The 26533-nt window shown below is 73.0% G+C and carries 26 protein-coding genes; 11 read left to right on the top strand and 15 right to left on the bottom strand.

From position 1 onward, the window contains the following. The first annotated feature begins 7 nt into the window (after positions 1-7). The gene (locus tag ACFY60_RS09680) at positions 8-1282 is read left to right on the top strand and encodes a metallophosphoesterase (protein WP_388610928.1); all 1275 of its coding nucleotides are present in this window, start codon (positions 8-10) and stop codon (positions 1280-1282) included. Positions 1283-1498: 216 nt separating this feature from the next. Further along, positions 1499-3052 (top strand): ABC transporter substrate-binding protein, encoded by a 1554-nt coding sequence (locus tag ACFY60_RS09675; protein WP_388610930.1) that lies wholly within the window; start codon positions 1499-1501, stop codon positions 3050-3052. A gap of 34 nt (positions 3053-3086) precedes the next feature. Here ACFY60_RS09675 and ACFY60_RS09670 read toward each other — a convergent pair whose 3' ends face one another. Genes ACFY60_RS09670 through ACFY60_RS09660 form a run of 3 tightly spaced genes read right to left on the bottom strand, consistent with a single transcriptional unit; the run spans position 3087 to position 4798 of the window. Beyond that, a complete protein-coding gene (locus ACFY60_RS09670; protein ID WP_388610932.1) occupies positions 3087-3839 on the bottom strand; it encodes a TetR/AcrR family transcriptional regulator in 753 nt (250 codons plus the stop codon). Between the two features lie 10 nt (positions 3840-3849). Next, positions 3850-4341, bottom strand: coding sequence for a thiol-disulfide oxidoreductase DCC family protein (locus ACFY60_RS09665; protein ID WP_388610934.1), 492 nt, complete (start codon positions 4339-4341; stop codon positions 3850-3852). A 13-nt stretch (positions 4342-4354) separates the two neighbouring features. Continuing rightward, positions 4355-4798: a hypothetical protein gene (locus ACFY60_RS09660; RefSeq protein ID WP_309051984.1), complete on the bottom strand. Its 444-nt coding sequence runs from the start codon at positions 4796-4798 to the stop codon at positions 4355-4357. Between the two features lie 146 nt (positions 4799-4944). Here ACFY60_RS09660 and ACFY60_RS09655 point away from each other — a divergent pair, with 146 nt between their 5' ends. Further along, positions 4945-5730 carry an alpha/beta fold hydrolase gene (locus ACFY60_RS09655; RefSeq protein ID WP_388610935.1) on the top strand — a complete coding sequence of 262 codons (786 nt, stop codon included), beginning with the start codon at positions 4945-4947 and terminating at the stop codon, positions 5728-5730. A 25-nt stretch (positions 5731-5755) separates the two neighbouring features. Here ACFY60_RS09655 and ACFY60_RS09650 read toward each other — a convergent pair whose 3' ends face one another. Next, positions 5756-6502, bottom strand: a complete 747-nt coding sequence (locus ACFY60_RS09650; protein ID WP_388610937.1) for a dienelactone hydrolase family protein — start codon at positions 6500-6502, stop codon at positions 5756-5758. A 268-nt stretch (positions 6503-6770) separates the two neighbouring features. Beyond that, on the bottom strand, positions 6771-7991 hold the full coding sequence (locus ACFY60_RS09645) for an MFS transporter (protein ID WP_388610938.1): 1221 nt from the start codon (positions 7989-7991) through the stop codon (positions 6771-6773). A gap of 114 nt (positions 7992-8105) precedes the next feature. Here ACFY60_RS09645 and ACFY60_RS09640 point away from each other — a divergent pair, with 114 nt between their 5' ends. Beyond that, complete coding sequence (locus tag ACFY60_RS09640; protein ID WP_388610940.1) at positions 8106-8660, top strand: MarR family winged helix-turn-helix transcriptional regulator; 555 nt, start codon at positions 8106-8108, stop codon at positions 8658-8660. 39 nt (positions 8661-8699) lie between these two features. On the opposite strand, the gene ACFY60_RS09635 is transcribed toward ACFY60_RS09640, so the two are convergent. From ACFY60_RS09635 to ACFY60_RS09610, 6 genes are all read right to left on the bottom strand, one after another. Further along, a complete protein-coding gene (locus ACFY60_RS09635) occupies positions 8700-9227 on the bottom strand; it encodes a hypothetical protein (RefSeq protein WP_388610941.1) in 528 nt (175 codons plus the stop codon). 106 nt (positions 9228-9333) lie between these two features. Beyond that, a complete protein-coding gene (locus ACFY60_RS09630) occupies positions 9334-10092 on the bottom strand; it encodes a succinate dehydrogenase iron-sulfur subunit (protein WP_309051978.1) in 759 nt (252 codons plus the stop codon). After that, positions 10092-11846, bottom strand: coding sequence for a succinate dehydrogenase flavoprotein subunit (gene sdhA / locus ACFY60_RS09625; protein ID WP_388610943.1), 1755 nt, complete (start codon positions 11844-11846; stop codon positions 10092-10094). Before sdhA ends, ACFY60_RS09630 begins: the two co-directional genes overlap by 1 nt. A gap of 25 nt (positions 11847-11871) precedes the next feature. Continuing rightward, the gene (locus ACFY60_RS09620; RefSeq protein ID WP_309052056.1) at positions 11872-12348 is read right to left on the bottom strand and encodes a succinate dehydrogenase hydrophobic membrane anchor subunit; all 477 of its coding nucleotides are present in this window, start codon (positions 12346-12348) and stop codon (positions 11872-11874) included. 8 nt (positions 12349-12356) lie between these two features. Beyond that, the gene (sdhC, locus tag ACFY60_RS09615) at positions 12357-12737 is read right to left on the bottom strand and encodes a succinate dehydrogenase, cytochrome b556 subunit (RefSeq protein WP_309052057.1); all 381 of its coding nucleotides are present in this window, start codon (positions 12735-12737) and stop codon (positions 12357-12359) included. A gap of 192 nt (positions 12738-12929) precedes the next feature. Continuing rightward, positions 12930-13517, bottom strand: a complete 588-nt coding sequence (locus ACFY60_RS09610; protein WP_388611045.1) for a 2-oxo-4-hydroxy-4-carboxy-5-ureidoimidazoline decarboxylase — start codon at positions 13515-13517, stop codon at positions 12930-12932. A 385-nt stretch (positions 13518-13902) separates the two neighbouring features. On the opposite strand from ACFY60_RS09610, the gene ACFY60_RS09605 reads away from it, so the two are divergent. Beyond that, positions 13903-15564: a family 20 glycosylhydrolase gene (locus ACFY60_RS09605; protein ID WP_388610945.1), complete on the top strand. Its 1662-nt coding sequence runs from the start codon at positions 13903-13905 to the stop codon at positions 15562-15564. Between the two features lie 218 nt (positions 15565-15782). After that, on the top strand, positions 15783-16370 hold the full coding sequence (locus tag ACFY60_RS09600; RefSeq protein WP_388610947.1) for a hypothetical protein: 588 nt from the start codon (positions 15783-15785) through the stop codon (positions 16368-16370). A 60-nt stretch (positions 16371-16430) separates the two neighbouring features. On the opposite strand, the gene ACFY60_RS09595 is transcribed toward ACFY60_RS09600, so the two are convergent. After that, a complete protein-coding gene (locus ACFY60_RS09595) occupies positions 16431-17177 on the bottom strand; it encodes a Clp protease N-terminal domain-containing protein (RefSeq protein ID WP_388610949.1) in 747 nt (248 codons plus the stop codon). Positions 17178-17608: 431 nt separating this feature from the next. On the opposite strand from ACFY60_RS09595, the gene ACFY60_RS09590 reads away from it, so the two are divergent. Both ACFY60_RS09590 and ACFY60_RS09585 read left to right on the top strand, forming a co-directional pair. Next, entirely contained in the window at positions 17609-18295 is a 687-nt protein-coding gene (locus ACFY60_RS09590) for an RNA polymerase sigma factor (protein ID WP_388610950.1), read from the top strand. After that, a complete protein-coding gene (locus ACFY60_RS09585; protein ID WP_388610952.1) occupies positions 18295-19461 on the top strand; it encodes a hypothetical protein in 1167 nt (388 codons plus the stop codon). Before ACFY60_RS09590 ends, ACFY60_RS09585 begins: the two co-directional genes overlap by 1 nt. Positions 19462-19660: 199 nt before the next feature. On the opposite strand, the gene ACFY60_RS09580 is transcribed toward ACFY60_RS09585, so the two are convergent. Continuing rightward, positions 19661-20503 (bottom strand): L,D-transpeptidase family protein, encoded by an 843-nt coding sequence (locus ACFY60_RS09580; RefSeq protein ID WP_388610954.1) that lies wholly within the window; start codon positions 20501-20503, stop codon positions 19661-19663. 226 nt (positions 20504-20729) lie between these two features. Here ACFY60_RS09580 and ACFY60_RS09575 point away from each other — a divergent pair, with 226 nt between their 5' ends. The 3 genes from ACFY60_RS09575 to ACFY60_RS09565 are packed head-to-tail and all read left to right on the top strand — an operon-like array spanning position 20730 to position 23905. Then, positions 20730-22319, top strand: coding sequence for a methylmalonyl-CoA mutase (locus ACFY60_RS09575; protein WP_388610956.1), 1590 nt, complete (start codon positions 20730-20732; stop codon positions 22317-22319). Positions 22320-22366: 47 nt separating this feature from the next. Then, entirely contained in the window at positions 22367-23026 is a 660-nt protein-coding gene (gene leuE / locus ACFY60_RS09570; RefSeq protein ID WP_388610958.1) for a leucine efflux protein LeuE, read from the top strand. Positions 23027-23083: 57 nt separating this feature from the next. Continuing rightward, positions 23084-23905, top strand: coding sequence for a MerR family transcriptional regulator (locus ACFY60_RS09565; RefSeq protein WP_388610959.1), 822 nt, complete (start codon positions 23084-23086; stop codon positions 23903-23905). 62 nt (positions 23906-23967) lie between these two features. On the opposite strand, the gene ACFY60_RS09560 is transcribed toward ACFY60_RS09565, so the two are convergent. Continuing rightward, positions 23968-25284: a polysialyltransferase family glycosyltransferase gene (locus tag ACFY60_RS09560; RefSeq protein ID WP_388611047.1), complete on the bottom strand. Its 1317-nt coding sequence runs from the start codon at positions 25282-25284 to the stop codon at positions 23968-23970. A gap of 101 nt (positions 25285-25385) precedes the next feature. Further along, positions 25386-26429: a glycosyltransferase family 2 protein gene (locus tag ACFY60_RS09555; RefSeq protein WP_388610961.1), complete on the bottom strand. Its 1044-nt coding sequence runs from the start codon at positions 26427-26429 to the stop codon at positions 25386-25388. Positions 26430-26533: the final 104 nt, after the last annotated feature.

The following is a 26533-nucleotide window of genomic DNA, read 5'->3' as shown; positions in this document are numbered from 1 at the left end:
TTCGGGCATGGGTCTCTTCGTGCTGGTCCTGATCGTGGTCCTGGCGCTGCTCGGGGCGGTGCACGGGTACGTGTGGCGGCGTCTCGTCCGGGACATCACGGCGCCCGGCGGGGTGGTACGGCGGATCGGGACGGTCCTCGTCGTCGTACTGCCGCTGCTGTCGCTCGGGGCGCTGGTGTCGGCGCGGGCGGGTGCGCCCTTCTGGGTGCAGCGGGCCGTCGCCTGGCCGGGCTTCCTGTGGCTCGCCCTGCTGCTGTACGTGGTCCTCGCCCTGGCCGTCGGCGAGGCCGTGCGGCCGGTGCTGCGCGCCTGGCTCGCGCGCCGGGCCGCCGCCGCGCCCCGAGCCGTACCGGAGCCGGAGCCCGCCCTCGTACCGGCACACGCGCCCGGGCCGGAGCCGGCGGAGCCCGAGGCGCCGGCCGGGCCGGCCGGGCCGGGGCAGGACGCGGCCGAGGTGTCCCGGCGGCTGTTCGTGTCGCGGGTGGTCGGCGGGGCCGCCGCCGCCGTGGCCGCGGGGACGGTCGGGTACGGCACCTACGGCGTACTGCGCGGGCCCCGGGTCAAGCGCGTCACCGTGCCGCTCGCCAAGGTGCCGCGCGCCGCGCACGGGTACCGGATCGCCGTCGTCTCCGACGTCCACCTCGGCCCGATCCTCGGCCGCGCCCACACCCAGCGCATCGTGGACGCCGTCAACGCCACCCAGCCCGACCTGATCGCCGTCGTCGGTGACCTCGTGGACGGCACCGTGGAGAACCTCGGCTCCGCCGCCGAACCGCTCGCCCGGCTCCGCGCCCGGCACGGCTCCTTCTTCGTGACCGGCAACCACGAGTACTTCTCCGGCGCCGACGCCTGGGTCGACCACGTCCGCGACCTCGGCCTGCGCCCGCTGCGCAACGAGCGCGTGGAGATCGCCGCCGGCTTCGACCTGGCCGGCGTCGACGACGTGGCCGGCGAGAGCGAGGGCCGCGGCCCCGACTTCGTACGGGCCCTCGGCGACCGCGACCGGGCACGGGCCGCCGTGCTCCTCGCCCATCAGCCGATCGTCGTGCACGACGCCGTACGCCACGGCGTGGACCTCCAGCTCTCGGGCCACACGCACGGCGGACAGCTGTGGCCCGGCAACTATCTGGCCGAGCTCGCCAACCCGACCGTCGCCGGCCTGGAGCGCTACGGCGACACCCAGCTGTACGTCTCGCGGGGCGCCGGTGCCTGGGGGCCGCCGGTCCGGGTCGGCGCGCCGTCCGACATCACGATCGTCGAAATCGCCTCGAAACAGGCCTGAAGCGGACGAGGGGGAGGCCGAAGCGGTACCGGTCACTCCTCGTTCAGGACCCTTGACGTGCTGCTCATCGGCCCGAATCCGCCCATCCCGGACGTATCCACGGACTGTGAAGCTTTCCTCTTCCACTTGTGAAAAGCGTGTGATTGGGTGACGCCATTGCGGCGTGCCGGGGGGCCGCCGCGTTTGGGGTGGGTCGAAGAAAAAGGAAGCACGGCAATGCGGTCGACGGTCCGTCTGCGGATCCTCATCACGTGTGGAGTTCTGGTGGCCGCCGGGGTGGGTGGCTGGCAACTCCTCCCGTCCGACGAAGCGCGGACGGACGCCATCTCCGTCGGTACGACGGACGAAGTGACCTCGCTCGACCCGGCCGGCGCCTACGACGCCGGTTCCTGGGCGATGTACAGCAACGTCTTCCAGTCCCTGCTGACCTTCAAGCCGGGCATCCCGACGCCCGTCCCGGACGCCGCAGAGAGCTGCGCCTTCGTGGGCTCGCGGCTCACCACGTACCGCTGCACGCTCCGCGACGACCTGACCTTCTCCAGCGGGCGCAAGGTGACCGCCGAGGACGTCAAGTACTCCTTCGAGCGGATGCTCCGGATCAAGGCCGACGTCGGCCCGAAGCCGCTGTTCCCGACACTGCGGACCATCGTGGCCGAGGGCCGCACCGTCACCTTCCACCTGAGCGGCCGGGACGCCACCTTCCCGCTGAAGGTGGCCACCGGCGCCGGCGCCATCGTCGACCGCGAGCGCTACCCGGCCGACCGGCTGCGGGCGGACCACGCGGTCGACGGCTCCGGCCCGTACGTCCTCAAGGAGTACAAGCCCGGCGAGTCCGCCCGACTGGAGCCCAACAAGGCCTACCGGGGCGCCCTCACCAAGACCGGCAGCACGGTCCTCGTCCGCTACTTCCGCACCTCGGAGCAGCTCGCCGAGGCCTGGACGGCCAAGCAGGTCCAGGTGACGCACCGACAGCTGCCGCCGGACTTCATCTCCGACCTCGACACCAAGGACGGCACGCGGGTCACCGAGGCGGAGAGCCCCGAGACCCGCAACCTCAACTTCAACGTCCGGCCCGGCCGCCCGATGGCGGACAAGGCGGTGCGGCAGGCGATCGCCGCCGTCATCGACCGCCCGGAGCTCGCCACCGGCACGTACAAGGACACGGTCGAGCCGCTGTACTCCCTCATTCCGCAGGGCTTCCTCGGCCACAACACCGCCTTCTACGACGCCAACCCCGAGCCCAGCGCGGACAAGGCGAGGAAGATCCTGCGGGACGCCGGGGTCGAGACGCCGGTGACGTTCACCTTCGGCTACCGCGAGGGCACTCCGTACGACAAGGAGACCGCCGCGATAAAGGAGCAGCTGGAGGAGACCGGCCTCTTCAGGGTCAAGCTGGTCGAGGCGGACTGGCAGAGCTTCCAGAAGGCGTACGCGCGGGGCGCCTACGACGTCTACACGGTCGGCTGGCTGCCCGACTTCCCCGACTCCGACAGCTTCACCGCGCCGCTCGTCGGCACGGCGAACACCCTGCACAACGGCTTCTCCAGCAAGCGGATCGACGCGCTGATCGCCTCGACGCAGCAGTACGGCGACCGGGCCCGGGCGACCGGTGACTTCAAGGCCATCCAGACGGAGGTCGCCGCCGAGGTCCCGCTCGTCCCGCTGTGGCAGAAGAGGGACTACGTGCTCTCCACGGAAGAGGTCGCCGGTTCCCAGCTCCTGTCGGACGGCACGGGCATCTGGCGCCTGTGGGAGCTGAAGTGGATCTGACGGGCTGACCCGCCCCGGGCCTCCGGGCCCCGCCTCAGCGTGCCTGTTCCCGCTGTTTCGCCGTGGTGCGCTTCGGCTTGCCGGAGGCCGCCATGCCGGCCGCCGTCGGCAGGAAGTCGGAGAGCAGTTCGTGGGTCTCCTTGACCAGCGGCCGCAGTACGCGGAAGCGGGAGAGCGAGATGGCGCGGGCGGTGACGGGCGCGAGCCGTTCGACCAGGCGCCGGCTGTTGGCCGCGCCCTCCGAGCGGTCGTACACCCAGAACAGCACCAGGCCCATCTGCTGGAGCCACAGCAACCGGGGGAGCGCCTCGGCCAGTTCGGGATCCGGCTTGACGGAGGCGCCGGAGATCACCCGCCGGTGCACGTCGATCGCCGCCTCGCGCGGGCCCTCCGACTCGGGCGAGAACGGGCTCAGCGGGCTCTGCGGGTCGGCGGCGTTCTTGAAGAACTGGGCCGCGAACTCGTGGTACGGCTCCGCGATGTCGAGCCAGCCGAGCAGAACCCCCCGGATGCGTGCGGTGAGGTCCTTCTCGGGGCCGCTCAGGAGGGGTTCCACGGCCGCCTGGTGCTCCTCGGCGATCCGGTCGTAGAACCCCTGGACGAGGTGTTCCTTGGAGGAGAAGTAGTAGTAGGCGTTGCCCACGGAGACCCCGGCCTCCTGGGCGACGGCCCGCATCGTCGTCTTGTCGTAGCCGCGCTCCTGGAACAGCCGGAGCGCGGTTTCGAGGATGAGCGTGCGGGTCTGCTCGCTCTTGGGGGCCTTCTTCTCTTCCTTCGCGTCCTTCACGGTGCCGAGCCTAGCCGGGCGGCGCGGGCGCCTCGCAGCGCCCGGTTCCGCAGCCGTCCCCGGCGGGGGCGTTCCGGGTGGGGTCCGCTTCCCGTGGCGCCGGCCCTCCGGCGCTCCCGGCCGGTCCCTTGAGGGCCTCCCGCCACCGGGCGGCGGTGAGGACGGCGGCCCGGGCGAAGGGCTGCCCGGCCGGGGTGGCGAGCCAGTGGGCCTTCGGGCGGTGCTCGGCCAGGGCCCAGAGGCAGACGATCCAGGCGGCCGACTCGCGGTAGACCTGCCCCCGGTCCCCGACCACCGTGATCTCCCGGAGGGTCGCGGTGTGGTCGAGGGCCGGGAACATGCGCCGCGCCTGCTCGGAGCCGGCCGGGACCAGGTCGAGCGGGACGAGCTGCCGCTGGCGCAGCAGCCAGTGCCGGAGGTGCACGCAGAGCGGGCAGTCGGCGTCGTACAGGACGGTGAGCCGGCCGACCGGGGTGACCGGGCGGGTGACGGGGATCGTCATGGCGCGGCTCCGGTCAGGCGCGGGGCGCGTGCGGGGCGGGCGGGTTCCAGGGGCCGCCCCTGCCGGGGGCCGTCCAGCCCTGGGGGGCGACGGGCGGCACCTGCTCGCGTTCCATGACGCCCCGGCGGCGGATCTTGTTGAGGACGTAGACGTTGCCGAGGTGCATCACACCGAGGACGAGGAGGACGACTCCGAGCTTCACGGAGAGGGCCTCGAAGAGGGCCCGGGCGTCGAGGACGGCGGCCTCCTGGCTGAGGTGGAGCGCGACGAAGCCGAAGTTGACGAGGTAGAAGCCGACGACGAGGAGGTGGTTGACCGCCTCCGCGAGCTTCTCGTTCCCGTGCAGCACGTCGGCGAGGAAGACCCTTCCGTTGCGGCTGAGGGTGCGGGCGACCCAGATGGTCAGGGCCACGCTGATCAGCAGGTAGACGATGTACGCGACGACAGTGAGGTCCATGCCCCACGCTCCCTTGAACGCGTTCAAATGCTGGCAGGCATGACTGTAGACCTCCTCTTGAACGTGTTCAAGTCCGGGGTCGCCGGGGCGGGACCGCGGTGGAGAAAGGGGTGGTCAAGCGCTCCGCCCGCCCCTAGGGTCACGGGGTGACGCTCATTCATGACCTGGCCGGCGAAGGCCCCTCCACCGTCCTCCTGCTGCACTCCGGGGTCTGCGACCGCCGGATGTGGGACGGACAGTTCCACGCGCTGGCCGAAGCCGGACACCGCGTCGTCCGCTGCGACCTGCGCGGCTACGGCGACACCCCCATCGACGCCCCGCACACCCACGCCGAGGACGTCCGCGCCCTCCTCGACGAGATCGGCGCCGACCGCGCCGCCGTCGTCGGCTCCTCCTTCGGCGGCGAGGTCGCCCTGGAGCTCGCCGCCCTCCACCCGGAGCGGGTCTCCGCCCTCGCCCTGCTCTGCTCCGGTGCCCCCGGCCACGAGCCGAGCGAGGAGCTGCGCGCCTGGGGCGCCCGCGAGAGGGACCTGCTCATCGCCGGCGACATCGACGCCGCCGTCGAACTCAACGTCGACACCTGGCTCGGCCCCTGCGCCGGCCCCGAGGTGCGCGCGCTCGTCCGCGCCATGCAGCGGCACATCTTCGACGTCCAGCTGCCGGTGCCGGAGGAGCACGCCCCCGTCGACGCGGGCGTCACGGCCGAGGACCTCGCCCGTGTCGGGGCACCCGCGCTCGTCGTCTCCGGCGCCCATGACGTGCCCGACTTCCGGGCCCTGGCCGAGGACCTCGCCCGCCTCCTGCCGGCCGCCCGCCACGAGCGCCTCGACTGGGCCGGTCACCTCCCCGCCCTGGAGCGTCCGGAGGAGACGGCCGCCCTGCTCACCGCCTTTCTGACCGAGGTCGGCGCCCCCGCCGCGGCGGTGCGCTGACCGCCACGCCGGACCACTCCGTTCCTCACGGCCGGCCCAGGGCCCCGGCGAGCAGCGGGAGCAGACGGTCCCAGTGGCGCCGCAGCCCGGCCGGGTCGAAGGCGTCGGTGTCGGCCATGGTGAAGCCGTGGGCGGTCCCGGGATAGATCTCGGAGGTGTGGTCCACCCCGGCGGCGTCCAGCGCCGCGTTGAGGTCGCCCAGGGCCTCGGGCGTCAGATCGCCCGCGGCGTGGCCGAGATGGACCCGGGCGGTGACGCGGGAGAGGAAGCCGGGCAGCCCGCCCGGCTCGTCCGCGACCACCGGGCCGTGGAAACCGGCGACGGCGGCCACCCGGTCCGGATGCGCCGCGGCGGTCCGCAGCGCCAGGAGGCCGCCGATGCAGTAGCCCGTCACCGCGACCGGTCCTCCGGCGACCTCCGGCCGGGCCGCGAGGAAGCGGAGGTAGGCGTCCGCGTCCCGCAGCACCCGGGCGGAGGTGTGCGCCTCGATCAGGGGCATCAGCCGTGCGAACAGCGCGGGCCGGGCCTCCTCGCCGATGTACGCGGGGAGTTCGATCACCGGCGCGGGGCCGTGCCGGTAGAAGGGGTTCGGTACGAGGACGTAGTAGCCGTGGCCGGCCAGCTCGCGGGCCATCTCCCGCAGGACGGGCCGGAGGCCGAAACCGTCCGGGTACATCAGCACCCCCGGGTGCCGCCCCCCACCGCCGGGGAAGGCGGCGAAGGCGTCGGCGCGGCCGTCGGGGGTGGGGATCTCCAGGGTCTTCGTGTGCAAGGGGTCGTCTCCTGTCGTGGCCGATACGTGAAGCGCGTGATCGACACGACGGAGGCGGGGCCCGCGCGGAGGCACGGCGGCCCCGGCCGGCCCGCGCGGAGCTCAGGAGAGCACCGGGTCACCGATCCGTGTGTGGCGCGAGGCCGTCCCGGTCGTCATCCCCCCACCGTAGTGGCCGCACGGCGCGGGCCGCGCGCCCGATCCGGCCAAGAGCCGGGCGGTGACCGGACATCGACACCCCGCCCCCCTGCCGCCAGGGCCGGCCGGTTCAGCGGAAGCGGCGGACGCCGGGCACGAGCGCCGTCGCCAGGCAGCAGCCGCCGACGGCCACGGCGGCCGCCACCAGCGGCACGCCGGCGCCCCAGGCGGAGGCGGCGAGCGGCGCGAGCGCGTAACCGAGCGGCATGGCGGCGAGGGAGAGCAGCCAGTCGTACGAGGTGACGCGGGCCAGGGCGTGGGTGGGCACCGCGCGCTGGACGGCGGTCTCCCAGACGGGGGAGAGGAAGCCGAGGCCCGCCTGCGCGAGGCCGTACGCGGCGATCGTCAGCGGCGCGGGGGCGGCCACGGCGAGCAGGACCAGCGGCAGGGCGTACGTCGCGAGGCCGAGGTTGGCGGCGAGGACCGGGCGGCGGGGGCGGACGCGGTCGGCGAGCAGCGCCCCGAGGAGGAAGCCGACGGCGCCGGTCTGGAGCAGGACGACCCAGGTCGCCGCGCCGCCGAGCCGCTGGACGGCGATCGCGGGGCCGAGGGTCATCAGGACGGCGGCGGCGCCGTTCCAGGCGCTGTGGGCGACCAGGCTCGTCCAGTACCAGTCCCGGGAGCGGACCTCGTGCCAGCCCTCCGCCAGGTCGGCGCGGAACGAGCGGCGCGGTATCGGCACGCGCTCGACGCGGACGGCCGTCAGGAGGAGGGCGCTGACGGCGAAGGTCGCCGCGTCCAGCACGAACGCCCAACCGGGACCGACGGTGAGGACGAGGGCGCCGGCGAGCGCGGGGCCGCCGAGGCGGGTGGCGCTGACGGCGACGCCCATGGCGGCGTTCGCCCGGTGCAGGGACTCCGCCGGGACCGTGCCCTTGACCAGGGGGGAGACGGTCGGCATGGCGAAGGCGCCGGCCGCGCCGCCGACGGCCTCCGCGGCCGCGATGACGGCGAGCGTCGGGGCGCCGCCGAGGAGCTGCACGCCGACGACGAGCTGGGTGGCGCAGCGGACCAGATCGGTGCCGAGGGCGACCGTACGGGCGTCGAAGCGGTCGCCCACGACGCCGCCGAGCGGCAGCAGGAGCAGCTTGGGCACCATGGCGCAGCCGAGGACGAGGGCCAGGGCGGCGGTGGAACCGGTGGCGGCGAGAACGGCGAGGGTGAGGGCGGCGGGGATGGCGGCGTCACCGAGGAGGGAGAGGGCGCGGCCGGTGAAGAGGAGACGGAAGGGGCGGGTGCGGAGGGGGTGGGGGAGGGGTGGGGACGTGGTGAGGGGCGGTGTGGCGGGCATGCCGCCGAATGTATTTCGGTACCGAATAATTCGTCAACGAAATATCTGACTCCGAAGGGTTCGGGTGCGGGGTGTGTCCGGGGAACGCGCCGGCCCGCGACGTACGATCGGCGCATGGAGCCGACGGAAGCGACCGACCCCGCGGGCGCGACGCCCGCCCCGCGCGACTGGACCGACGGGCACGTCGAGCGCTGGCAGCCCGTCCTGCCCGGTCTCGACCCCGTGGTCGAGGGCGCCGTCACCCGCATGAAGAAGCTCTCCGTGCACCTGCGCCGGGTCCGCGAACAGTCCCTCGCCGACTTCGACCTCGAACGCCACGAGTTCGACACCCTCCACAAGCTCGCGGGCCGCGGCGGCAGCGCCGCCCCCTCCGACCTCGCCCAGGACCTCGACCTCGCCCCCGCCTCGGTCACCGGCCGCCTCGACGCCCTGGAGAAACGCGGCCTCGTCCGCCGCACCCCCTCCACCACCGACCGCCGCCGCGTCGTCGTGGAACTCACCCCCACCGGCCGCGAGATCTGGCACGGCGCCATGGACGTCCTCGGCCACGAGGAGTACCGCCTCCTCGGCGTCCTCTCCCCCGAGGAACGCGCCCAGCTCAACGACCTCCTCCGCCGCATCATGCTGGTCGCCGAGAAGAACCCCACCACCCGCCCCTGGCACGGCTGACCCGAGCAGGCCCGGTACCCGGGCCGGGCCCCGGCGCCCTCAGAAGCTCAGCTGGCGCGCGTACGCGATCTGGCTCATCACCCAGTGGATCGTGTCCGGGCGGGTCGCCGGGATCATCGTGGCGTGGTGGCGGCCGCCGCTGGTGACCGTGACCTGGACGAAGCCCGAGGTCGTCTTCTCCTTCATCAGGAGGAACAGCAGGCCCAGACCGCAGGCGGCGACGAAGAGGCAGGCCAGCACGATGCCGACCGTGGAGATCTTCTCCTCGGTGCGCGACAGGTCCGTCGCGTTCCACACCGCCCCCTTGAGCGGCATCGACCCGGCCGGGGTGAGGATCTGGTCGCCCACCACCGTGATGTCACCGAGGGAGAACGACGGCGCCCCGCCCGTCGCGTACTGCGGCGGCACCGGCACGCCGCCCGGCAGCGTCGGCTGGTACGCCGGCGACACCGGATGGGCCCCGCCCGCCGGCGCCGCGTCGTGCGGGTACCCGTACGCCGGCGTGCCGGCCCCGTGGCCCGGCCCCCACGTGTAGTCCCCGTCCGCGTAAGGGTTCGGCTCGCTCATCGGTGTCCCCGTCCTCCAGGCCCCGCGGCTGCCCGCCGCGGGGAAGAAAAAGCCCGCTCCTGCACGCCGCAGCGTACAGAAGCGGGCTCGGGGAGCCGAGAAGGTGTCAGAAGCGACGCGTGATCAGCGCGCGCTTCACTTCCTGGATCGCCTTGGTGACCTCGATGCCACGCGGGCACGCGTCGGTGCAGTTGAACGTGGTGCGGCAGCGCCACACACCGTCCTTGTCGTTCAGGATCTCCAGGCGCTGCTCGCCCGCCTCGTCACGCGAGTCGAAGATGAAGCGGTGCGCGTTGACGATCGCGGCCGGACCGAAGTACTGGCCGTCGTTCCAGAAGACCGGGCAGGACGAGGTGCACGCGGCGCACAGGATGCACTTGGTGGTGTCGTCGAAGCGCTCGCGGTCCTCGGCCGACTGCAGACGCTCGCGCGTCGGCTCGTTGCCCTTGGTGACCAGGAACGGCATGACGTCCCGGTACGCCTGGAAGAAGGGCTCCATGTCGACCACGAGGTCCTTCATCACCGTCAGGCCCTTTATGGCCTCGACGGTGATCGGCTTCTCGGGGTTGATGTCCTTGATCAGCGTCTTGCAGGCGAGCCTGTTCTTGCCGTTGATCCGCATCGCGTCCGAGCCGCAGATGCCGTGCGCGCACGAGCGACGGAAGGTCAGCGTGCCGTCCAGGTCCCACTTGATCTTGTGGAGACCGTCGAGCACGCGCTCCTTCGGGTCGATCTCGATCTGGAAGTCCTCCCAGACCGCCGCGTCCGACAGCTCGGGGTTGAACCGGCGGATGCGGAAGGTGACCGTGATGTAGGGGGACGCGGCGGAGTCCTTCTCCACCTTGTCCAGAACGGGGGTAGCCATCAGTACTTACGCTCCATCGGCTGGTAGCGGGTCTGGACGACCGGCTTGTAGTCGAGACGGACGGTCTCGGAGCCGTCCTCGCCGACCTCGCGGTACGCCATGGTGTGGCGCATGAAGTTGACGTCGTCGCGGTTCGGGTAGTCCTCGCGGTAGTGACCGCCGCGGGACTCCTTGCGCGCCAGGGCCGAGACGGCCATGACCTCGGCCAGGTCGAGCAGGTTGCCCAGCTCGATGGCCTCCAGGAGGTCGGTGTTGAAGCGCTTGCCCTTGTCCTGGATGGACACGTTCCGGTAGCGCTCGCGCAGCTCGGCGATCTTCTCGACGGCCGTCTTGATGGTCTGCTCCGTACGGAACACCATCACGTTCGCGTCCATCGTCTCCTGGAGCTCACGGCGCAGGTCGGCGACCCGCTCGTTGCCGGTGGACTCGCGGAGCCGCTCGATCTGCTCCTGGACGAAGGAGGCGGGGTTCTCCGGCAGCTCGACGTAGTCGGCCTTCGCCGAGTACTCCGCCGCCGCGATGCCCGACCGCTTGCCGAACACGTTGATGTCCAGCAGCGAGTTGGTGCCGAGGCGGTTGGCGCCGTGCACCGACACGCAGGCGACCTCGCCGGCCGCGTACAGGCCCGGGACGACCGTGGTGTTGTCCGCGAGCACCTCGCCCTGGACGTTGGTCGGGATGCCGCCCATGGCGTAGTGCGCGGTGGGCTGGATCGGGATCGGGTCCGTGTACGGCTCGATGCCGAGGTACGTACGGGCGAACTCGGTGATGTCCGGCAGCTTGGCGTCCAGCTGCTCCGGCGGGAGGTGCGTCAGGTCCAGGTAGACGTGGTCGCCCTCGGGACCGCAGCCGCGGCCCTCGCGGATCTCCGTGTAGATGGAGCGGGAGACGACGTCACGGGACGCGAGGTCCTTCATGACCGGCGCGTACTTCTCCATGAAGCGCTCGCCGTCCTTGTTGCGGAGGATGCCGCCCTCACCGCGGGCGCCCTCCGTCAGCAGGATGCCCATGCGCCAGATGCCCGTCGGGTGGAACTGGAAGAACTCCATGTCCTCCAGCGGGATGCCACGGCGGTAGCAGGCGGCCTGGCCGTCACCGGTCAGGGTGTGGGCGTTCGAGGTCACCTTGAAGAACTTGCCGGTGCCGCCGGACGCGTAGATCACGGCCTTCGCCTGGAAGACGTGGATCTCGCCGGTGGCCAGCTCGTACGCGACCACACCGGCCGACTTCTTGACGCCGTCGACCTCGGTGATCAGCTGGTCCAGGACGTAGAACTCGTTGAAGAACTCCACGCCCTCCTTGACGCAGTTCTGGTACAGCGTCTGGAGGATCATGTGACCCGTGCGGTCCGCGGCGTAGCAGGACCGGCGGACCGGGGCCTCGCCGTGGTTGCGGGAGTGACCGCCGAAGCGGCGCTGGTCGATGGTGCCGCCCGGGGTCCGGTTGAACGGCAGGCCCATCTTCTCCAGGTCGAGGACGGCGTCGATGGCCTCCTTCGCCAGGATCTCGGCGGCGTCCTGGTCGACCAGGTAGTCACCGCCCTTGACCGTGTCGAAGGTGTGCCACTCCCAGTTGTCCTCCTCCACGTTTGCCAGCGCGGCGGCCATGCCGCCCTGCGCGGCGCCCGTGTGGGAGCGGGTCGGGTACAGCTTGGTCAGCACGGCGGTGCGGCTGCGCTTCGTCGCCTCGATGGCGGCGCGCATGCCGGCGCCACCGGCGCCGACGATGACGGTGTCGTACTTGTGGAACTTCATGACGTGGATTACCTCAGCCCCGTGCCTAGCGGATGTTCGGGTCGAAGGTGAAGATCACCAGCGTGCCCAGAAGGATGGTGAACACCGTGGCGGTGTACAGCAGGCCCTTGAGCCACAGGCGCGTGTTGGCCCGCTCCGCGTAGTCGTTGATGACGGTACGGAGGCCGTTGGCGCCGTGCAGCATGGCGAGCCACAGCATCAGGAGGTCCCAGACCTGCCAGAACGGGGACGCCCAGCGGCCCGCCACGAAGGCGAAGCCGATCTTGGAGACGCCGCCGTCCAGGAACAGCTGGATCAGCAGGTGGCCGAGGACCAGCACGACGAGGACCACGCCGGAGAGGCGCATGAACAGCCACGCGGCCATCTCGAAGTTGCCGCGGGTCGCGCGCGGGGTCTTGCCGGTGCGCTTGCGGGGGGCCTCGATGTACGGGGCCGGGTTGTCCACGTCGTAGCGGGCGCCGCCCTCGACGGGACCGATCGCGGTGGAGGTCTCAGTGGACATGTCTGGCGTCAGCTCCCGAACAGTTCACGTGCGGCGTGGCCGAGGACGGGGTAGATCGAGCCCGCCATCAGCACGAGCCAGATGCCCACGACGGTCCAGAGCATCTGCTTCTGGTAGCGCGGGCCCTTGGACCAGAAGTCCACGGCGATGACACGGAGACCGTTCAGCGCGTGGAAGAGGATGGCGGCGACGAGGCCGTACTCGAGCAGCGCGACGATCGGCGTCTTGTAGGTCGCGACGACCTCGTCGTACGCCTCGGGGGAGACACGGACGAGAGCGGTGTCCAGTACGTGTACGAACAGGAAGAAGAAGATGAGGACGCCGGTGACTCGATGAGCCACCCAGGACCACATTCCTTCCCGGCCGCGGTACAGCGTTCCAGCCGGCACGGAAAAACCCTCCGGGAGCGGGGATCAGGGCCGGCCGGCTTCTCTGTCGGTCAGGCCCGGCCGGGTACGGTCCACCGGCCCCGGTCATCGTAGCGACGAGTTGTCGGTTCGCTCGCGCGGGGTCCATAGGTGTGATCAAACAGGCACGGACGGACTATCCCCGGGGCCGGTATCGGCGCGTTCCGGACGGAATCACGCGCCGGCGGGGTGAGGCGTGAGGTCCCGGGCGAGTCGGAAGGCGAGCCGGGCCCGGGCCAGCCGGCGCAGTTCGTCCGCCGCGACGGCCCGTTCCTCCTCCGGTTCGTTGCCGAGACGTGACCGGATCCCGGCCAGGACCTGGTCCAGCCGCTCCCCGGGCCGCACACCGTCGAGGCTGATCACGAAGGCGTGCCCGAAGCTGCTCTCGTACGCGGCGTGGGCGGCCCGCAGCGCGGTGCGCGCGGCGGGCGGGGCGTCCGGGTGCGGCAGGACCGGGCATTCGGCGGCGAGCGCCTCGTCCAGATCGCGTCCTGCCAGGTCGTAGCCCGCTTCGTCGGCCGCGGCGAGCAGTGCGTCCACGGTCGGGTACGGACGGTGAGAGGCCACCCGTTCGGCCCAGTGGCGGCTGTGGCAGCAGGAGAGGAGCAGCTCCTCGGCCTCGGCCGCGGAGGCCGCGTTGAAGCGGTCCAGGGCGGCGTCCCGTGAGGTGGCCGGCCCCGGCAGGCCGGTCCGGCGAACGGCCGCCGCGGGCACGTCCGGGGGGCCCGGTGTCCGGCAGGGGGCGTGGGTGTCGCTGGTCAGCGTGGTCTCCGGGACGGGAGGGCGGGGCGGGGAGGGTGTGACGCAACGTTATCGACGGGACGGGGGAAGTGTCCGACGGATGCGCGAATGTCACCCGGAAGGGAGAGTTTCGGTACAGGAGATGGACTTCGGGGTTCCCGAGGTTGCCTCCGGAGTTCGGGAAGTCGGGGCCGGGTGGGTCCGGGGCGCGGGGCGGGGTCGCCGTCGGGCGCGGGCCGGGCGGGTCAGTGGCGCGGAGCGCGCGCCGCCGGGTTCGCGGGCACGGGCCGGCGGGACCCTCGTGGATCCGGCGGGTGGACGGGTAGGGGTCCGGAGGTTCGGGAAGTCGCCGGACGGCCGTCCCCCGATTGGCCGCACCGTCCTCCGTACGGAAGGATTCCGATCGATGCGGTACTCCATACGAGGACCCCGCCGGGGTCCCGCTCTGCTCGCGACCACGGTGGCCCTGGCCACCCTGGCGGCCTGTTCCGGCGGCTCCCCGTCCGGCGCGGGAGCCCCCACCTCCGGAACGTCCGGTACGGCGGCGGGCACCGCGCCCACGGGGACGAGCCCGGCCGCGCAGCCCAGCCCCAGCCCCACCCGGACGACGCCGAGCCCCGCGCCGACCCCGTCCCGCGCGTACCCGCTCTCGTCGGCGCCGCGCGTGATCCCGGCCGTCCGCGACCACGCGCCGGCCCGCGGGCCGGGCTGGAAGCCGGCCGCACCGGCCGGTGTCGTCGTCGCCGCGAACAGCGCGCGCCTCGCCGACGAGGGCAAGCTCCTCGCGGGCGAGCTGGGCATCCCCTACCGGGGCGCCGTCGCCGCGGGCCCCGGGGACGTCGAGCTGGCCCTCGGCGGCTCGGGCGGCGCGCCCGAGTCGTACACGCTCGTCGTGCGCGACAACCGGGTGCGGATCAGCGGGCCGGACGAGGCCGGGGTCTTCTACGGGACGCGGACGCTCAAGCAGTCGGTGAAGGCGACCGGTGCCGTGCCGGAGGGGACGGTCACCGACCGGCCCGCGAAGCCGCAGCGCGGGCTCATGGTCGACATCGCCCGCAAGCACTTCACGGCCGCCTGGCTGGAGGACCGCATCCGCGAGATGGGCGACCTCAAGCTCAACCAGCTCGGCCTGCACTTCTCCGACGACCAGGGCTTCCGGATCGAGTCCGACTCCCACCCGGAGGTCGTCTCGGCCCAGCACCTCACCAAGGCGGAGGTCCGGCGCATCCTGGCGCTCGCGGCGAGCCGCCACATCACCGTGATCCCCGAGATCGACTCGCCCGGGCACCTGGGCGCGGTGATCGCCGCCCACCCCGACCTCCAGCTGCGCAGCGCGGCCGGCCGGGCCCCGCGCGGCGCCGTCGACATCGCGAACCCGCGCGCGGCCCGGATCGTCGACGACCTGCTGCGCGAGTACACGGCCCTCTTCCCCGGCCGCTACTGGCACCTCGGCGCCGACGAGTACGTCGCCCTCCTGGTCCGGGACCCGGAGGCCACCTATCCGAAGCTCGCGCAGGCCGCGCGGGCGAAGTACGGGCCGTCCGCCCGGGTCCAGGACCTGGCCACCGGCTGGCTCAACGACCGGGCCGCCGTCGTCCGGCCCACCGGCAAGACCCTGAAGGCGTGGAACGACGGCTTCTTCACGGGCGGGGTGGTGAAGGCCGCCCGGGACATCGAGGTCGAGTACTGGACCGGCAAGGAGATCGGGGCGAGGCCGCCCGTCCCGTACCTCGGCGAGGGCCGCAAGCTGGTCAACCTCAACGACGAGTACCTCTACTACGTGCTCGGTGAGCCCAACGACTTCACCTATCCGACGGGGCGCCGCATCTACGAGCAGTGGACCCCGCTGGTCGTGCGCGGCACGACGCCCGTGCCGTCGCGGTACGACCCCCAGATCCTCGGCGCCCGCTTCGCCGTCTGGTGCGACCTGTCCCGGGCGCAGACGCAGGCTCAGGTGGCGGAGGGGATCCGGATGCCGCTGACGGCCCTCGCGCAGAAGGTGTGGGACGCGCGGAAACCGGCGGTGAGCTGGGCGGAGTTCCGCACCCTGGCGAACCGGGTCCGCTGAGGCACCCATCGCGTACGTTCCCCCGGCGGTGGCCGCGGGCCGGCGCCCGGGCTCCGGGGAGGGCCGCCGCCCTGCTCGCGATCCTCTGCGTGCGGCGTCCGGCCTCTAGGCAGCACGCCGAGGCAACCGGCATGATTTCGGCCGCGCAGTGACGAAAACGCGCCAGTCGGCGCAGTAGGGGAAGTACTGCGTCCGTATCGGGTGGCGAGGAGGCGTCCATGACGTCGGCGATGTCGGTGACGGGCCGGAGCCTGCGGGAACTGATCGACGGCGCCGGGGAGCGGAGCCTGGCCGCGGCCGGTCTCGCCTGCCTCGACCGCTGCCTGCCGCTGCTCGGCCCGGACCTGGGTGATCTCCTGCGGCCCGTCTGGGCGGCGGTCGCCCGTGGCGACGGCCCCGCCTGGGGCGAGTCGCTGGCCGGCGCACGCGCGGAACTGGACGGCCTGGAGGCGGCGGGTGCCGGGGACGGCGACCCGGCACAGGCCGTACGCGGGATGCTGGCCGCGGCCCCGGCCGCCTGGGCCGCCGACGGGCTGCGCGCCTGGGCGCACGCCTGCTCGGCCACCGCCCTCGCCCTGCACGGCCGCCACGACCCGGCCGGCGTGCCGGACGGTCTGATCGAGCGTTGCGGGGCCGGGGACGCGGAGGGGGCCGGTCCGCTGCTGGCGGGGGAGCTCCGCCGCCAGCACGCCGTCCTCGAAGCCGTCGCCCACGGCCCGACCGGACTGCGCCGGGCCCGCGAGCTCTCCGTCGAGGGCGGCCGGGTGCTGCGGGCCGTCGTCTCCCGCCGGGCCCGCACGGCCTGAGGGACGGTACGGGCCCGGGGGCGTACGGCGCGCGGGGTGGTGCGGGCGCGGGCCGGCCCGTCAGGCCTCCTCGCCCTCCCCGGCCAGGAACGTCACCGAGGCGATCATCTCCGTGATGTCCCGCTCCGCCGTCGCCTTGGACAGGCCGAGACCGCTCAGCACGCCCTTGCCGTCCTCGTGCTCCAGGAGCGCGAGCAGGATGTGCTCGGTGCCGACGTAGTTGTGGCCCAGGCGCAGGGCCTCGCGGAACGTGAGTTCCAGGACCTTCTTCGCCGCCGCGTCGTACGGGATGAGCGGGGGCACCTCCTCGGAGGCCGGCGGCAGGGCCGGGGCGACGGCCTCGCGGAGCCGCTCGGGCGTGACGCCCTGCGCGGTGATCCAGCGCACCGCGATGCCCTCCGGCTCGGCCAGCAGGCCGAGGGCGAGGTGGGCGGGGGTGGTCTCGGTGTTGCCGGCGGACGTGGCCTCGTTCTGGGCGGCCACGACCACGTTCCGCGCCCGGGGCGTGAAGCGGCTGAACCCGGCGTTCGGGTCCATCTTCTCCGCGTCCGGCTCTTTGGGGACGAAGCGCTTCTGCGCCGCCTGGCGCGTGACGCCCATGCTGCGGCCGATGTCGGTCCAGGAGGCACCGGAGCGCCGGGCCTGGTCCACGAAGTGGCCGATGAGGTGGTCGGCGACGTCGCCGAGGTGATCGGCCGCGAGGACCGCTCCGGAGAGCTGGTCCAGCGGGCTGCCGGGGATCTTCTTGACGGCTTCGATGAGGTCGTCGAGACGGACGGGGACGTTCAGACCGACTGGATTCGTCATGAGGCAACCATAGGTTGACACCCCTGCACTGTCAACCAACGGTTGACAGTGCAGGGGTAGGTGTCGACCCGGGGCTGTGACCTGCCGGGACGCGGGCAGGGCAGGACGGAGGAGGAAGAGGAAGAGGGGCTGTATCGCCGGGGAAAAGGGAGACGACCGGGGCCGCCACCCCCCACAGGAGAGGCCCCGGTCGTCATCCACGGAGCCGCAGCACGGCTCCGTACTCCATACAGCGCCGGGCGTGCGGTTTGTGTCACACCCGCCTGCCGGCCGCCCGGGGTGGCGGAAAGGTTGCGATATGGGCGAAGAGCACGGACCGCGTGGACGCGACGCGGATCCACGACGTAGCGTGCAGGGTGCGCGAGCCAGCGTGGTGGTGATGACCAGCCGCGATGACGCGACCGACGCGACCGACGAACAGGGTTTGGGGAGTGCTGGGGGACGACGCGGAGCTGACGGCCGCGGTGCTCGCTGCGCAGGACGGGGACGAGAACGCCTTCCGTACTGTGTATCGCGCCGTGCACCCCAGGCTGCTCGGCTACATACGCACACTGGTCGGCGAGGCCGACGCCGAGGACGTCGCCTCGGAGTCCTGGCTCCAGATAGCCCGTGATCTCGACCGCTTCAGCGGGGACGCGGACCGCTTCCGCGGCTGGGCCGCCCGGATCGCCCGCAACCGCGCGCTCGACCACATCCGCATGCGCGGCCGCCGCCCCGCCGTGGGCGGCGACGAGACCGAGCTCGCCGAGAAGCCGGCCGACTCCGACACCGTGGGAGAGGCCCTGGAAGCCCTGTCCACCTCCGACACCATGCACCTGATCGCCCGTCTCCCCCAGGACCAGGCCGAGGCCGTCGTCCTCCGCGTCGTCGTCGGACTCGACGCCAAGAGCGCCGCCGAGACCCTCGGCAAGCGCCCCGGCGCGGTCCGAACCGCCGCCCACCGGGGCCTGAAGAAGCTCGCCGAACTCCTCGGGGTCGACGGCGAGGCGGCGGGCGACGGGGACGACGGGGACGGCCCGTCGCTGGAAGGAGTGCCTCCGCAGCGCGGCCGAGGCACCGGCACCGTGGCGCCCGGCGGTGTGACGCAATCACGTCCCCGTACGCAGAAGGACATGTGATGGCCGACGAGCGGTACCAGTGGCTCGACCAGGAGGCCGCGGAGCGGCTGCTCCGCGGCGAGCCGGTCGACGCCGTCGACGACCGGGCGCGGTCCCAGGCGCAGCGCCTCGCCGAGGCCCTCGGCACGGCCCGTACCCCTTCCGCCGCCGTCCCCGCGGACGCCGAACTGCCCGGCGAGGCCGCCGCACTGGCCGCCTTCCGCGAGGCCGTGGCCGAGCGCGCCGCCCTCACCGGGGCCGCCGCCGGCCGCGACACCCCGCCCGCCCCCGCCGGTCCCGTGGACCTCGGCCGGGTACGGATCGCGCCGCCCGCCGCCCCGGCCCGCCGCTGGGGCCGTTCCATGCGGTACGGACTGGCCGCCGCGGTCGCCGCCGTCACGGTCGGCGGGGTCGCCGTCGCCGCCGGCACCGGGGTGCTGCCCCTGGTCGGTCCCTCGCCCGCGAGCTCCGTCACCGCGGCGGAGAGCCCCGAGCCGGTCGTGACCGAGACGCCCGGCGTCCGCCAGGACCCCGGGACGCCCCCGACGCCGACCCCGGACCGCGACCCGCGCACCCCCGGCACGCCGGCCACCCACACCCCCGGCGCCTCGCCGTCGGCCGGCGGCGGGCACCCGGACGGCGGGAGCGGCGCGGCCTCCGGCGGCCCGGCGCCCGGCCGGACCACCGGCGCCCCGGACGGCACGGACGACACCACGGACCCCGGCACCGGCACCGGCACGGGGACCGCGCCGGGCTCCGGGTCCACCGGCTCCACCGGCGGCGCCGTGCTCCCCGACACGGCGGTCAAGGCCTGCCGTGACTTCCGCGCGGGCCGCCTCGACGAGGCCGGCCGCCGCCAGCTCGCCGGCAGGCTCCGCACCGGCGAGACCCTGCGCCGCTACTGCGACCGCGTCCTGCCCGCCGACACCGGCACGGGGGGCGGCGGCTCCGGCGACGCCGGAGGGTCCGCCGGCACGGGCGGTTCCGGGGACACGAAGGACGACGGGGCGGGCGACGGCAAGGACGACGGGGCCGGCGACGCCGACGAGCACCGCTCCGGCCACGGCGGCGGCAAGGGCACGGGCAGCGGCCCGCGCCCCGGCACCGACCGGGGCTCGGACGGGCACGACTCCACCGGAGGCGGGTCCGGGGGCCGGGCCGGAAGCGCCCCGAAGAACCGTTCCTGACACTCTTCCGGGCCGGGTGTAACACTTCGCGGCCCGTCGGCGCAGTAATGAGTGAGCCGACTGGTCATCGGCGGCGCGGCGAGCCGGGGTTCCCCCCGTACCTACGGCTCCGCGCACCCGGCGCGGGTGGGGCACGTTCCCCCGGTCCCACCCGCGCCCTCTCCTTTCCCGGGCTCCTCCGGTCCCCGCTCCGGGGACGTCACCAGTGGACGACGACCTTGTCGCCGACCTTCACCTGGTCGAAGAGGGCCGCCAGCTTCGCCCGGTCCCGGACGTTCACGCAGCCGTGCGAGGCCCCGCCGTAGCCGCGGGCGGCGAAGTCCGACGAGTAGTGCACCGCCTGGCCGCCGCTGAAGAACATCGCGTACGGCATGGGCGTGTGGTAGATCGTCGACGTCCATTCCCTGGCCTTCCAGCCCACGCTGAACGTGCCCTCGCGGGTCGGGGTGTTCTCCGAGCCGAAGCGGACGTCCATGGACGACACGACCCGGCCGTCGATCATCCAGGCCAGCGTCCGGCTCTCCTTGCTGATGCACAGCACCCGGCCCGTCATGCAGCGCGCGTCGGGAGTGTCCAGCTCGTTGGTCGTGGAGGGCTTCAGCTCGTCGGCCGTCGGCTCCTTCGACACGGCGAGCAGCCGGTCCCAGGTCGCCGTGTCCACCGTGCCCGTCGACGGCAGCCCGCGCTTCTTCTGGAAGGCCTTCACGGAGCCGGCGGTCATCGTCCCGTAGAAGCCCGTGGGCGCCCGGTCGAAGTGGTCGAGCTGCCGCAGCCGCGCCTGCAGCTCACGGACCTGCTCGCTCTCGTCCCCGTCGTCCATCAGGACCTTCGCGGCGGTGCCGGGCGTCGCGCCGGAGGACGAGGCGCCGGACGAAGGGGCCGCGGGCGCAGAGGTTCCCGCCGACGGGGCCGTCGACGGGCCCTCGGTGCCGCGCCCGGCGCCCCCCGCGCCGGGGCCCGCCGCCTGCGCCGTACAGCCGGCCGCCAGAACCACGGCCGAGGCCGCCAGGACCACTCTGCGTATGACGGAAGAACGCCTCATGAAAGCCCCCCGGGGAAAAACGAATGTCGTGTGTACGGAGGGATGTTCCCGGCAACCGCGCGGTTGCGCGCGTGACCGAAACGAGACGGGCATGCTGTGAGGAAGGTCCCAGCGTGCTGCTCTCCACCCGGCCGCACGCCCACGGCTACAGTCCGTCGCGAGGGTCGGTACCGCTCAGTAGTGGCTGAGGCGGCAGCATTCGCAGGTCTATCGGGAGGCACAGCACATGGCGCGCGAGTCGGAGTCGGGACTGCCCATCGAACCGGTCTACGGACCGGAAGCCCTGGAGGGCTGGGACCCCGCCGAGAAGCTGGGCGAGCCGGGCTCGTACCCCTTCACCCGCGGCGTCTACCCGAGCATGTACACGGGCCGCCCGTGGACCATGCGCCAGTACGCCGGTTTCGGCACCGCGGTGGAGTCCAACGCCCGCTACAAGCAGCTCATCGAGAACGGCACGATGGGCCTGTCCGTCGCCTTCGACCTGCCCACCCAGATGGGCCACGACTCCGACGCGCCCATCGCCCACGGCGAGGTCGGCAAGGTCGGCGTCGCCATCGACTCGATCGACGACATGCGCGTGCTGTTCGACGGGATCCCGCTGGACAAGGTCTCCACCTCGATGACCATCAACGCCCCCGCCGCCCTCCTGCTGGTCCTCTACCAACTCGTCGGCGAGGAGCAGGGCGTCCCGGCCGACCAGCTCACCGGCACCATCCAGAACGACGTGCTGAAGGAGTACATCGCCCGCGGCACGTACATCTTCCCGCCCAAGCCGTCCCTGCGGCTGATCGCCGACATCTTCAAGTACTGCAAGGCCGAGATCCCGAAGTGGAACACCATCTCGATCTCCGGCTACCACATGGCGGAGGCCGGCGCCTCGCCCGCGCAGGAGATCGCGTTCACCCTCGCCGACGGCATCGAGTACGTCAGGACCGCCGTCGCCGCCGGCATGGACGTGGACGACTTCGCGCCCCGCCTCTCCTTCTTCTTCGTCGCCCGTACGACGATCCTGGAGGAGGTCGCCAAGTTCCGCGCCGCCCGCCGGATCTGGGCCCGGGTCATGAAGGAGGAGTTCGGCGCCAAGAACCCCAAGTCGCTGATGCTCCGCTTCCACACCCAGACCGCCGGCGTGCAGCTCACCGCCCAGCAGCCCGAGGTCAACCTGGTGCGGGTCGCCGTGCAGGGTCTCGCGGCCGTCCTCGGCGGCACGCAGTCGCTGCACACCAACTCCTTCGACGAGGCCATCGCCCTCCCGACGGACAAGTCCGCCCGGCTCGCGCTGCGCACCCAGCAGGTCCTGGCCTACGAGACCGACGTCACCGCCACCGTCGACCCCTTCGCCGGCAGCTACGTGGTCGAGAAGATGACCGACGACGTCGAGGCCGCCGCCCTGGAGCTGATGCAGAAGGTCGAGGAGCTCGGCGGCGCGGTCAACGCCATCGAGCGCGGCTTCCAGAAGAGCGAGATCGAGCGCTCCGCCTACCGCATCGCCCAGGAGACCGACAGCGGCGAGCGGGTCGTCGTCGGCGTCAACCGCTACACCATCGACGTCGAGGAGCCCTACGAGCCGCTCCGCGTCGACCCGGCGATCGAGGCCCAGCAGGCCGAGCGGCTCGCGAAGCTGCGCGCGGAGCGCGACCAGGCGGCCGTGGACGCGGCCCTCGCCGAACTGAAGAAGGCCGCGGAGAGCGACGCGGGCACGGCCAACGTCCTCTACCCGATGAAGGACGCCCTCAGGGCCCGCGCCACGGTCGGCGAGGTCTGCAACGCCCTGCGCGAGGTCTGGGGCACCTACGTCCCGACCGACGCCTTCTAGACGCACGTCACAGCGGAGTGTCGTACCCCCGTGCGACACTCCGCCCCATGCTGGGTGTCACCGATCTGCCGACCTATCTCGCCGGGCTCGTCCTCATCATCCTCCTGCCGGGGCCGAACTCGCTGTACGTGCTCTCCGTCGCCGCCCGCAGGGGCACCCGGACCGGGTACAAGGCCGCGGCCGGAGTGTTCACCGGGGACACCGTCCTCATGACGCTGGCCGCGCTCGGCGCGGCCTCGCTGCTGCGGACCACGCCGCTCCTCTTCCTGATCGTGCAGTACGCGGGCGCCGGCTATCTGGCGTGGATGGCGTACGGGATGCTGCGGGCCGCGTGGGCGATGTGGCGGTCCCGCGGGGAGGCGGACCCGCAGGGCGCGGTGGGCGCGGAGGCGGCGGGGCCGGGGGAGCGGCCGTACCGCAGGGCGCTGATCATCAGCCTCTTCAACCCCAAGGCGATCCTCTTCCTCATCTCCTTCTTCGTCCAGTTCGTGGACCCCTCCTACGCCTACCCGGCGCTGTCCTTCCTGGTCCTCGGCACGCTCCTCCAGCTCGGCAGTTTCCTGTACCTGACGACGCTCATCTTCGGCGGGACGCGCCTGGCCGCGGCCTTCCGCAGCCGCAAACGGCTCTCGGCCGGGGCGACCTCCGCCGCCGGAGCCCTCTTCCTCGGCTTCGCCGTGAAGCTCTCGCTCAGCAGCGCCGCCTGACGCCGGGACGGCGGCGCTTGACCTTCACACCGTGTGAGGCCGTTCCGTAGGGGCGTCATGTTCACCATCGGAGACTTCGCCCGCCACGGGCGGGTGTCGGTCCGCATGCTGCGTCACTACGACGCCATCGGACTGCTGCGCCCGGCCCGCGTCGACCCGCACACCGGCTACCGCTTCTACACGGCGGACCAGCTGGCCCGGCTCAACCGCGTCATCGCGCTCAAGGACCTCGGCTTCACCCTGGGCCAGGTGGCGGCGATCCTCGGGGACGAGATCGGCGCCGAGGAGCTGCGCGGGATGCTGCGGCTGCGCCACGCCGAGCTGGAGGCGGCCGTCGAGGCGGCGCGGGCCCGGCTCGCCCAGGTCGGTGCGAGGCTCCGAGCCATCGAGAGCGAGGGACGCATGTCCACGCAGGACGTCGTCGTCAAGAAGATCCCCGCCGTCCGGACCGCCGAGCTGAGCGCCGTGGCCGCGAGCTTCGGCCCGCAGGACATCGGCCCGGTGATCGGACCGCTGTACGAGGAGCTGTGCGCCCGCCTGGAGGCCGCCGGAGTCACCGGCTTCGGGCCGGCGATCGCCTCGTACGAGGACTCGGGCCGCGGGGACGGCTCGGTCCTCGTCCACGCCGGGATGACCGTCCCCGAGGGGACGGCCGTCGAGGGCGTGGCGGTGCGGGTGCTGCCCGGCATCGAGGAGGCCGCCACCGTCATCCACCGGGGCGCCATGGACGACATCCTCCCGACCGCCCAGAACTTGGCCGCCTGGATCGGCACCAACGGCTACCGGTCGGCCGGCTACGCCCGGGAGCTGTACCTGGAGGTCCCCCGGGACAAGGGCGCCTGGGTCACCGAACTCCAGGAACCGGTCACCCGCGCCTGACCGCCGGCGCGGGTCGGGCCCTCCGCACGGCCCCGGGCGGAGGGGCTCCGGCGTCCCCCCCGCTACTTCCGCAAGGCCTTCCGCAGCCGCAGCGCGCGGCGCGCCAGGCGGCGGATCTTCGGGTGGCGGGGGACCGGGAGGCCGCCCGGCAGGTCCAGGACCGTCAGGCGGCGCAGGCCGAAGTGGTGGCGGGTGCGGTCCGCGAGGGGGCCCGAGAGGTGCCGTACCGCCGCCTCGCGCAGGTCCGGGCGGATCTTCGGCTGCATCGCGAAGCCGACCGCGCCCACCAGGTCGTTGAGAGCCGGCACGCTCTCCACCGGCTCCCGCACCCCTCCGGCGCCCTCCGCGTCCTCCAGCGGCGGGACGACCGCGTCCACGACGGTGAGCGGGATCCGGTTGCTGTTCTGGTACGGGGTGAGCCGTGCGAGCAGGGTCTCCGTGCCGACCCGGGCGACCGGCAGCCCGTAGAAGGTGCGCGCGGTGAGCAGCGCCGTGGAGAAACAGCCCACCACCAGCACCGGCCGCAGCTCGCGGAAGAGGACCTCGGCGAGAACCGGCCGGTGCTCCACGGTCAGTGTGGCGCCGAGCCGTTCCGCCTCCTGGGCCAGGGCCCGGGACCAGGCGTCCGGTGCCGTCGGGTGCGGCTTGAAGACGAGCCGCCGGTGGCCGCGGGCGACGGCACCGCGCACCATCCACAGGTGCAGTTCCTCCTCCTCGGCGGGCGTCATCAGGTTCAGCGCCGCCAGGTACTGGCCGAGCAGCAGCGCGGCGCCCCCTTCCGGGGCCGGGGCGGCCGGCCCGCCGTCGCCGGCCAGCTCCTCCACGACCGAGGTGAACGCCTCGGACGGCACCGTCTCCGGCACCGCCCCGAACTCCGCCAGCAGCAGCGGTGACAGGCCGGGCACCAGGTCGAGGTGGAGCAGCCGGCGCACCCGGCCGCCGATGAGCGGGTCGATCTTGTTGCGGGTGGGCCCGTAGCTCATCAGCCCGTCGGCGTAGACGGTGATCGAGGCGTCGGGGAGCAGCTGGGCGACGGCGAGCGCCGGGGTGACCTGGATCGACTCCACGGCGAGTTCGATCCGGTCGTCGCCCAGCCGCCACAACTTGCGCAGATGCCGCTGGAGCAGCGGCAGGTCGCTCGCCCGCGGCGTCCAGCCGGCCGGGTGGAGCGGGGAGATGGTCTCGTTCCACGAGAGCACGGCGTCGAAGCGGTCGCGCAGGCGGGCGAAGCCCTCGGCCTCGTCGAGCGCCGGGGTGGTCTCGGGCACGGCCGCGTTGTTGGTGACGAGCAGCAGGCGCCGGTCGGCGGGGCCGAAGCGGCCGCTGTCGATCGCGGCGGCCAGGGTCACCGCGCCGTAGAGGGTGGAGGCGCAGAAGATCTGCGTCGTCCGGGGAGCGGGGGCCGGGGTCGTGGGCCGGTCGGCGTGCGAGGCGGTGTCCGGGGTCGCGGGGCGGCCGGGGCGGTCGGTGCGGGAGGTGCTCACGCCGCCACCTCCGCCGAGCCCGCGCCGCGTCCGGCCGTCGTCGCCGTCCCGGGCGGCGCCGGCGGTCCGGCGGGCGGGGCCAGCGGGCGCCGCCGGCGCAGCTTGCGCAACAGCGCCGCCCGGTCCCCGCCCATCGCCTTCAGCGCCTCGTCGAGGACGTCCTGCGGCATGCGCCGCAGCGCGCCCGCGCTCATGCCGGTCAGCTGCCGGGCCACGTCCGGCTCGAATCGTCCGATCGAACCGATGTGATGGGAAATCACCGCGCAATAGGTGCGCACGGCTTTGGGGAGAAGCCGGTCGGCCTCCGGATCCCCCGCCGTTTCCTCGATCACCTGGTCGAATGCGCGAATGAAATCCAATTGCCGCACGTCACCGATCTGCGTGAGGGAGGTCGCCACCCCGCGCCGGTAGAAGACGCCGAGCTCATCGAGGGCGGCGAAGGATTCCGCCTCGCGGTGCAGCCGCCAGATCCACGGCCGGTCCTCGGCCGTGCGCAGCCCGTACGGAAAGTGCAGCAGGCCCCGGTCCAGGAGCCGCCGGTGGTAGATCCCGGCCCAGGCGTACGGGTAGTCGACCGAGGTCGTCCGGTGCGCCGGCAGGATCGCGTCGCGGGGCCGCAGCACCTCACGGCGGCGGGGGACCGGCACCCGGCGCACGCCCCGGTTCCGGCCGGTGACGGAGACGTGGTCGGTGCGCACGAAGTCGCAGCCCAGTTCCTCGGCGGCGGCGACCAGGCGGGCGTAGTAGCCGTGGGCGAGCCAGTCGTCCCCGTCGAGGAAGGTCACGTACTCGCCCCGGGCGGCGTCCAGGCCGGTGTTGCGGGCGGTGGCGAGGCCCTCGTTGCGCTCGTGCCGGATCAGGACCGCGCCCGGGAGCTCGCGCGCGGCCCGTTCGAGGAGCTCCGGCGTTCCGTCGGACGAGCAGTCGTCGACGAGCAGGAACTCGAAGTCCTCACGGGCGTTCGCGCGCAGGGAGGCGAGGGTGTCGGGGGCGTATGTCTGCACGTTGAAGAACGGCACGACGACGGAGAGCTTGACCACGCGGCCGACGCTAGGCGCCGCATCCGGCATTCCCGCCGACCGGTGGGCGGATATTCGGTGAACACCAAGAGGCGGGCGCCTTAACCGCCTTTCCGGGTAAGGAA

This window comes from Streptomyces sp. NPDC012827 (assembly GCF_042900905.1).
In the GTDB taxonomy this organism is placed as follows: Bacteria; Actinomycetota; Actinomycetes; order Streptomycetales; family Streptomycetaceae; genus Streptomyces; species Streptomyces gulbargensis.
The sequence above is the reverse complement of the archived record's forward strand: the minus strand, read 5'-3'. Positions and strand labels throughout refer to the sequence as shown.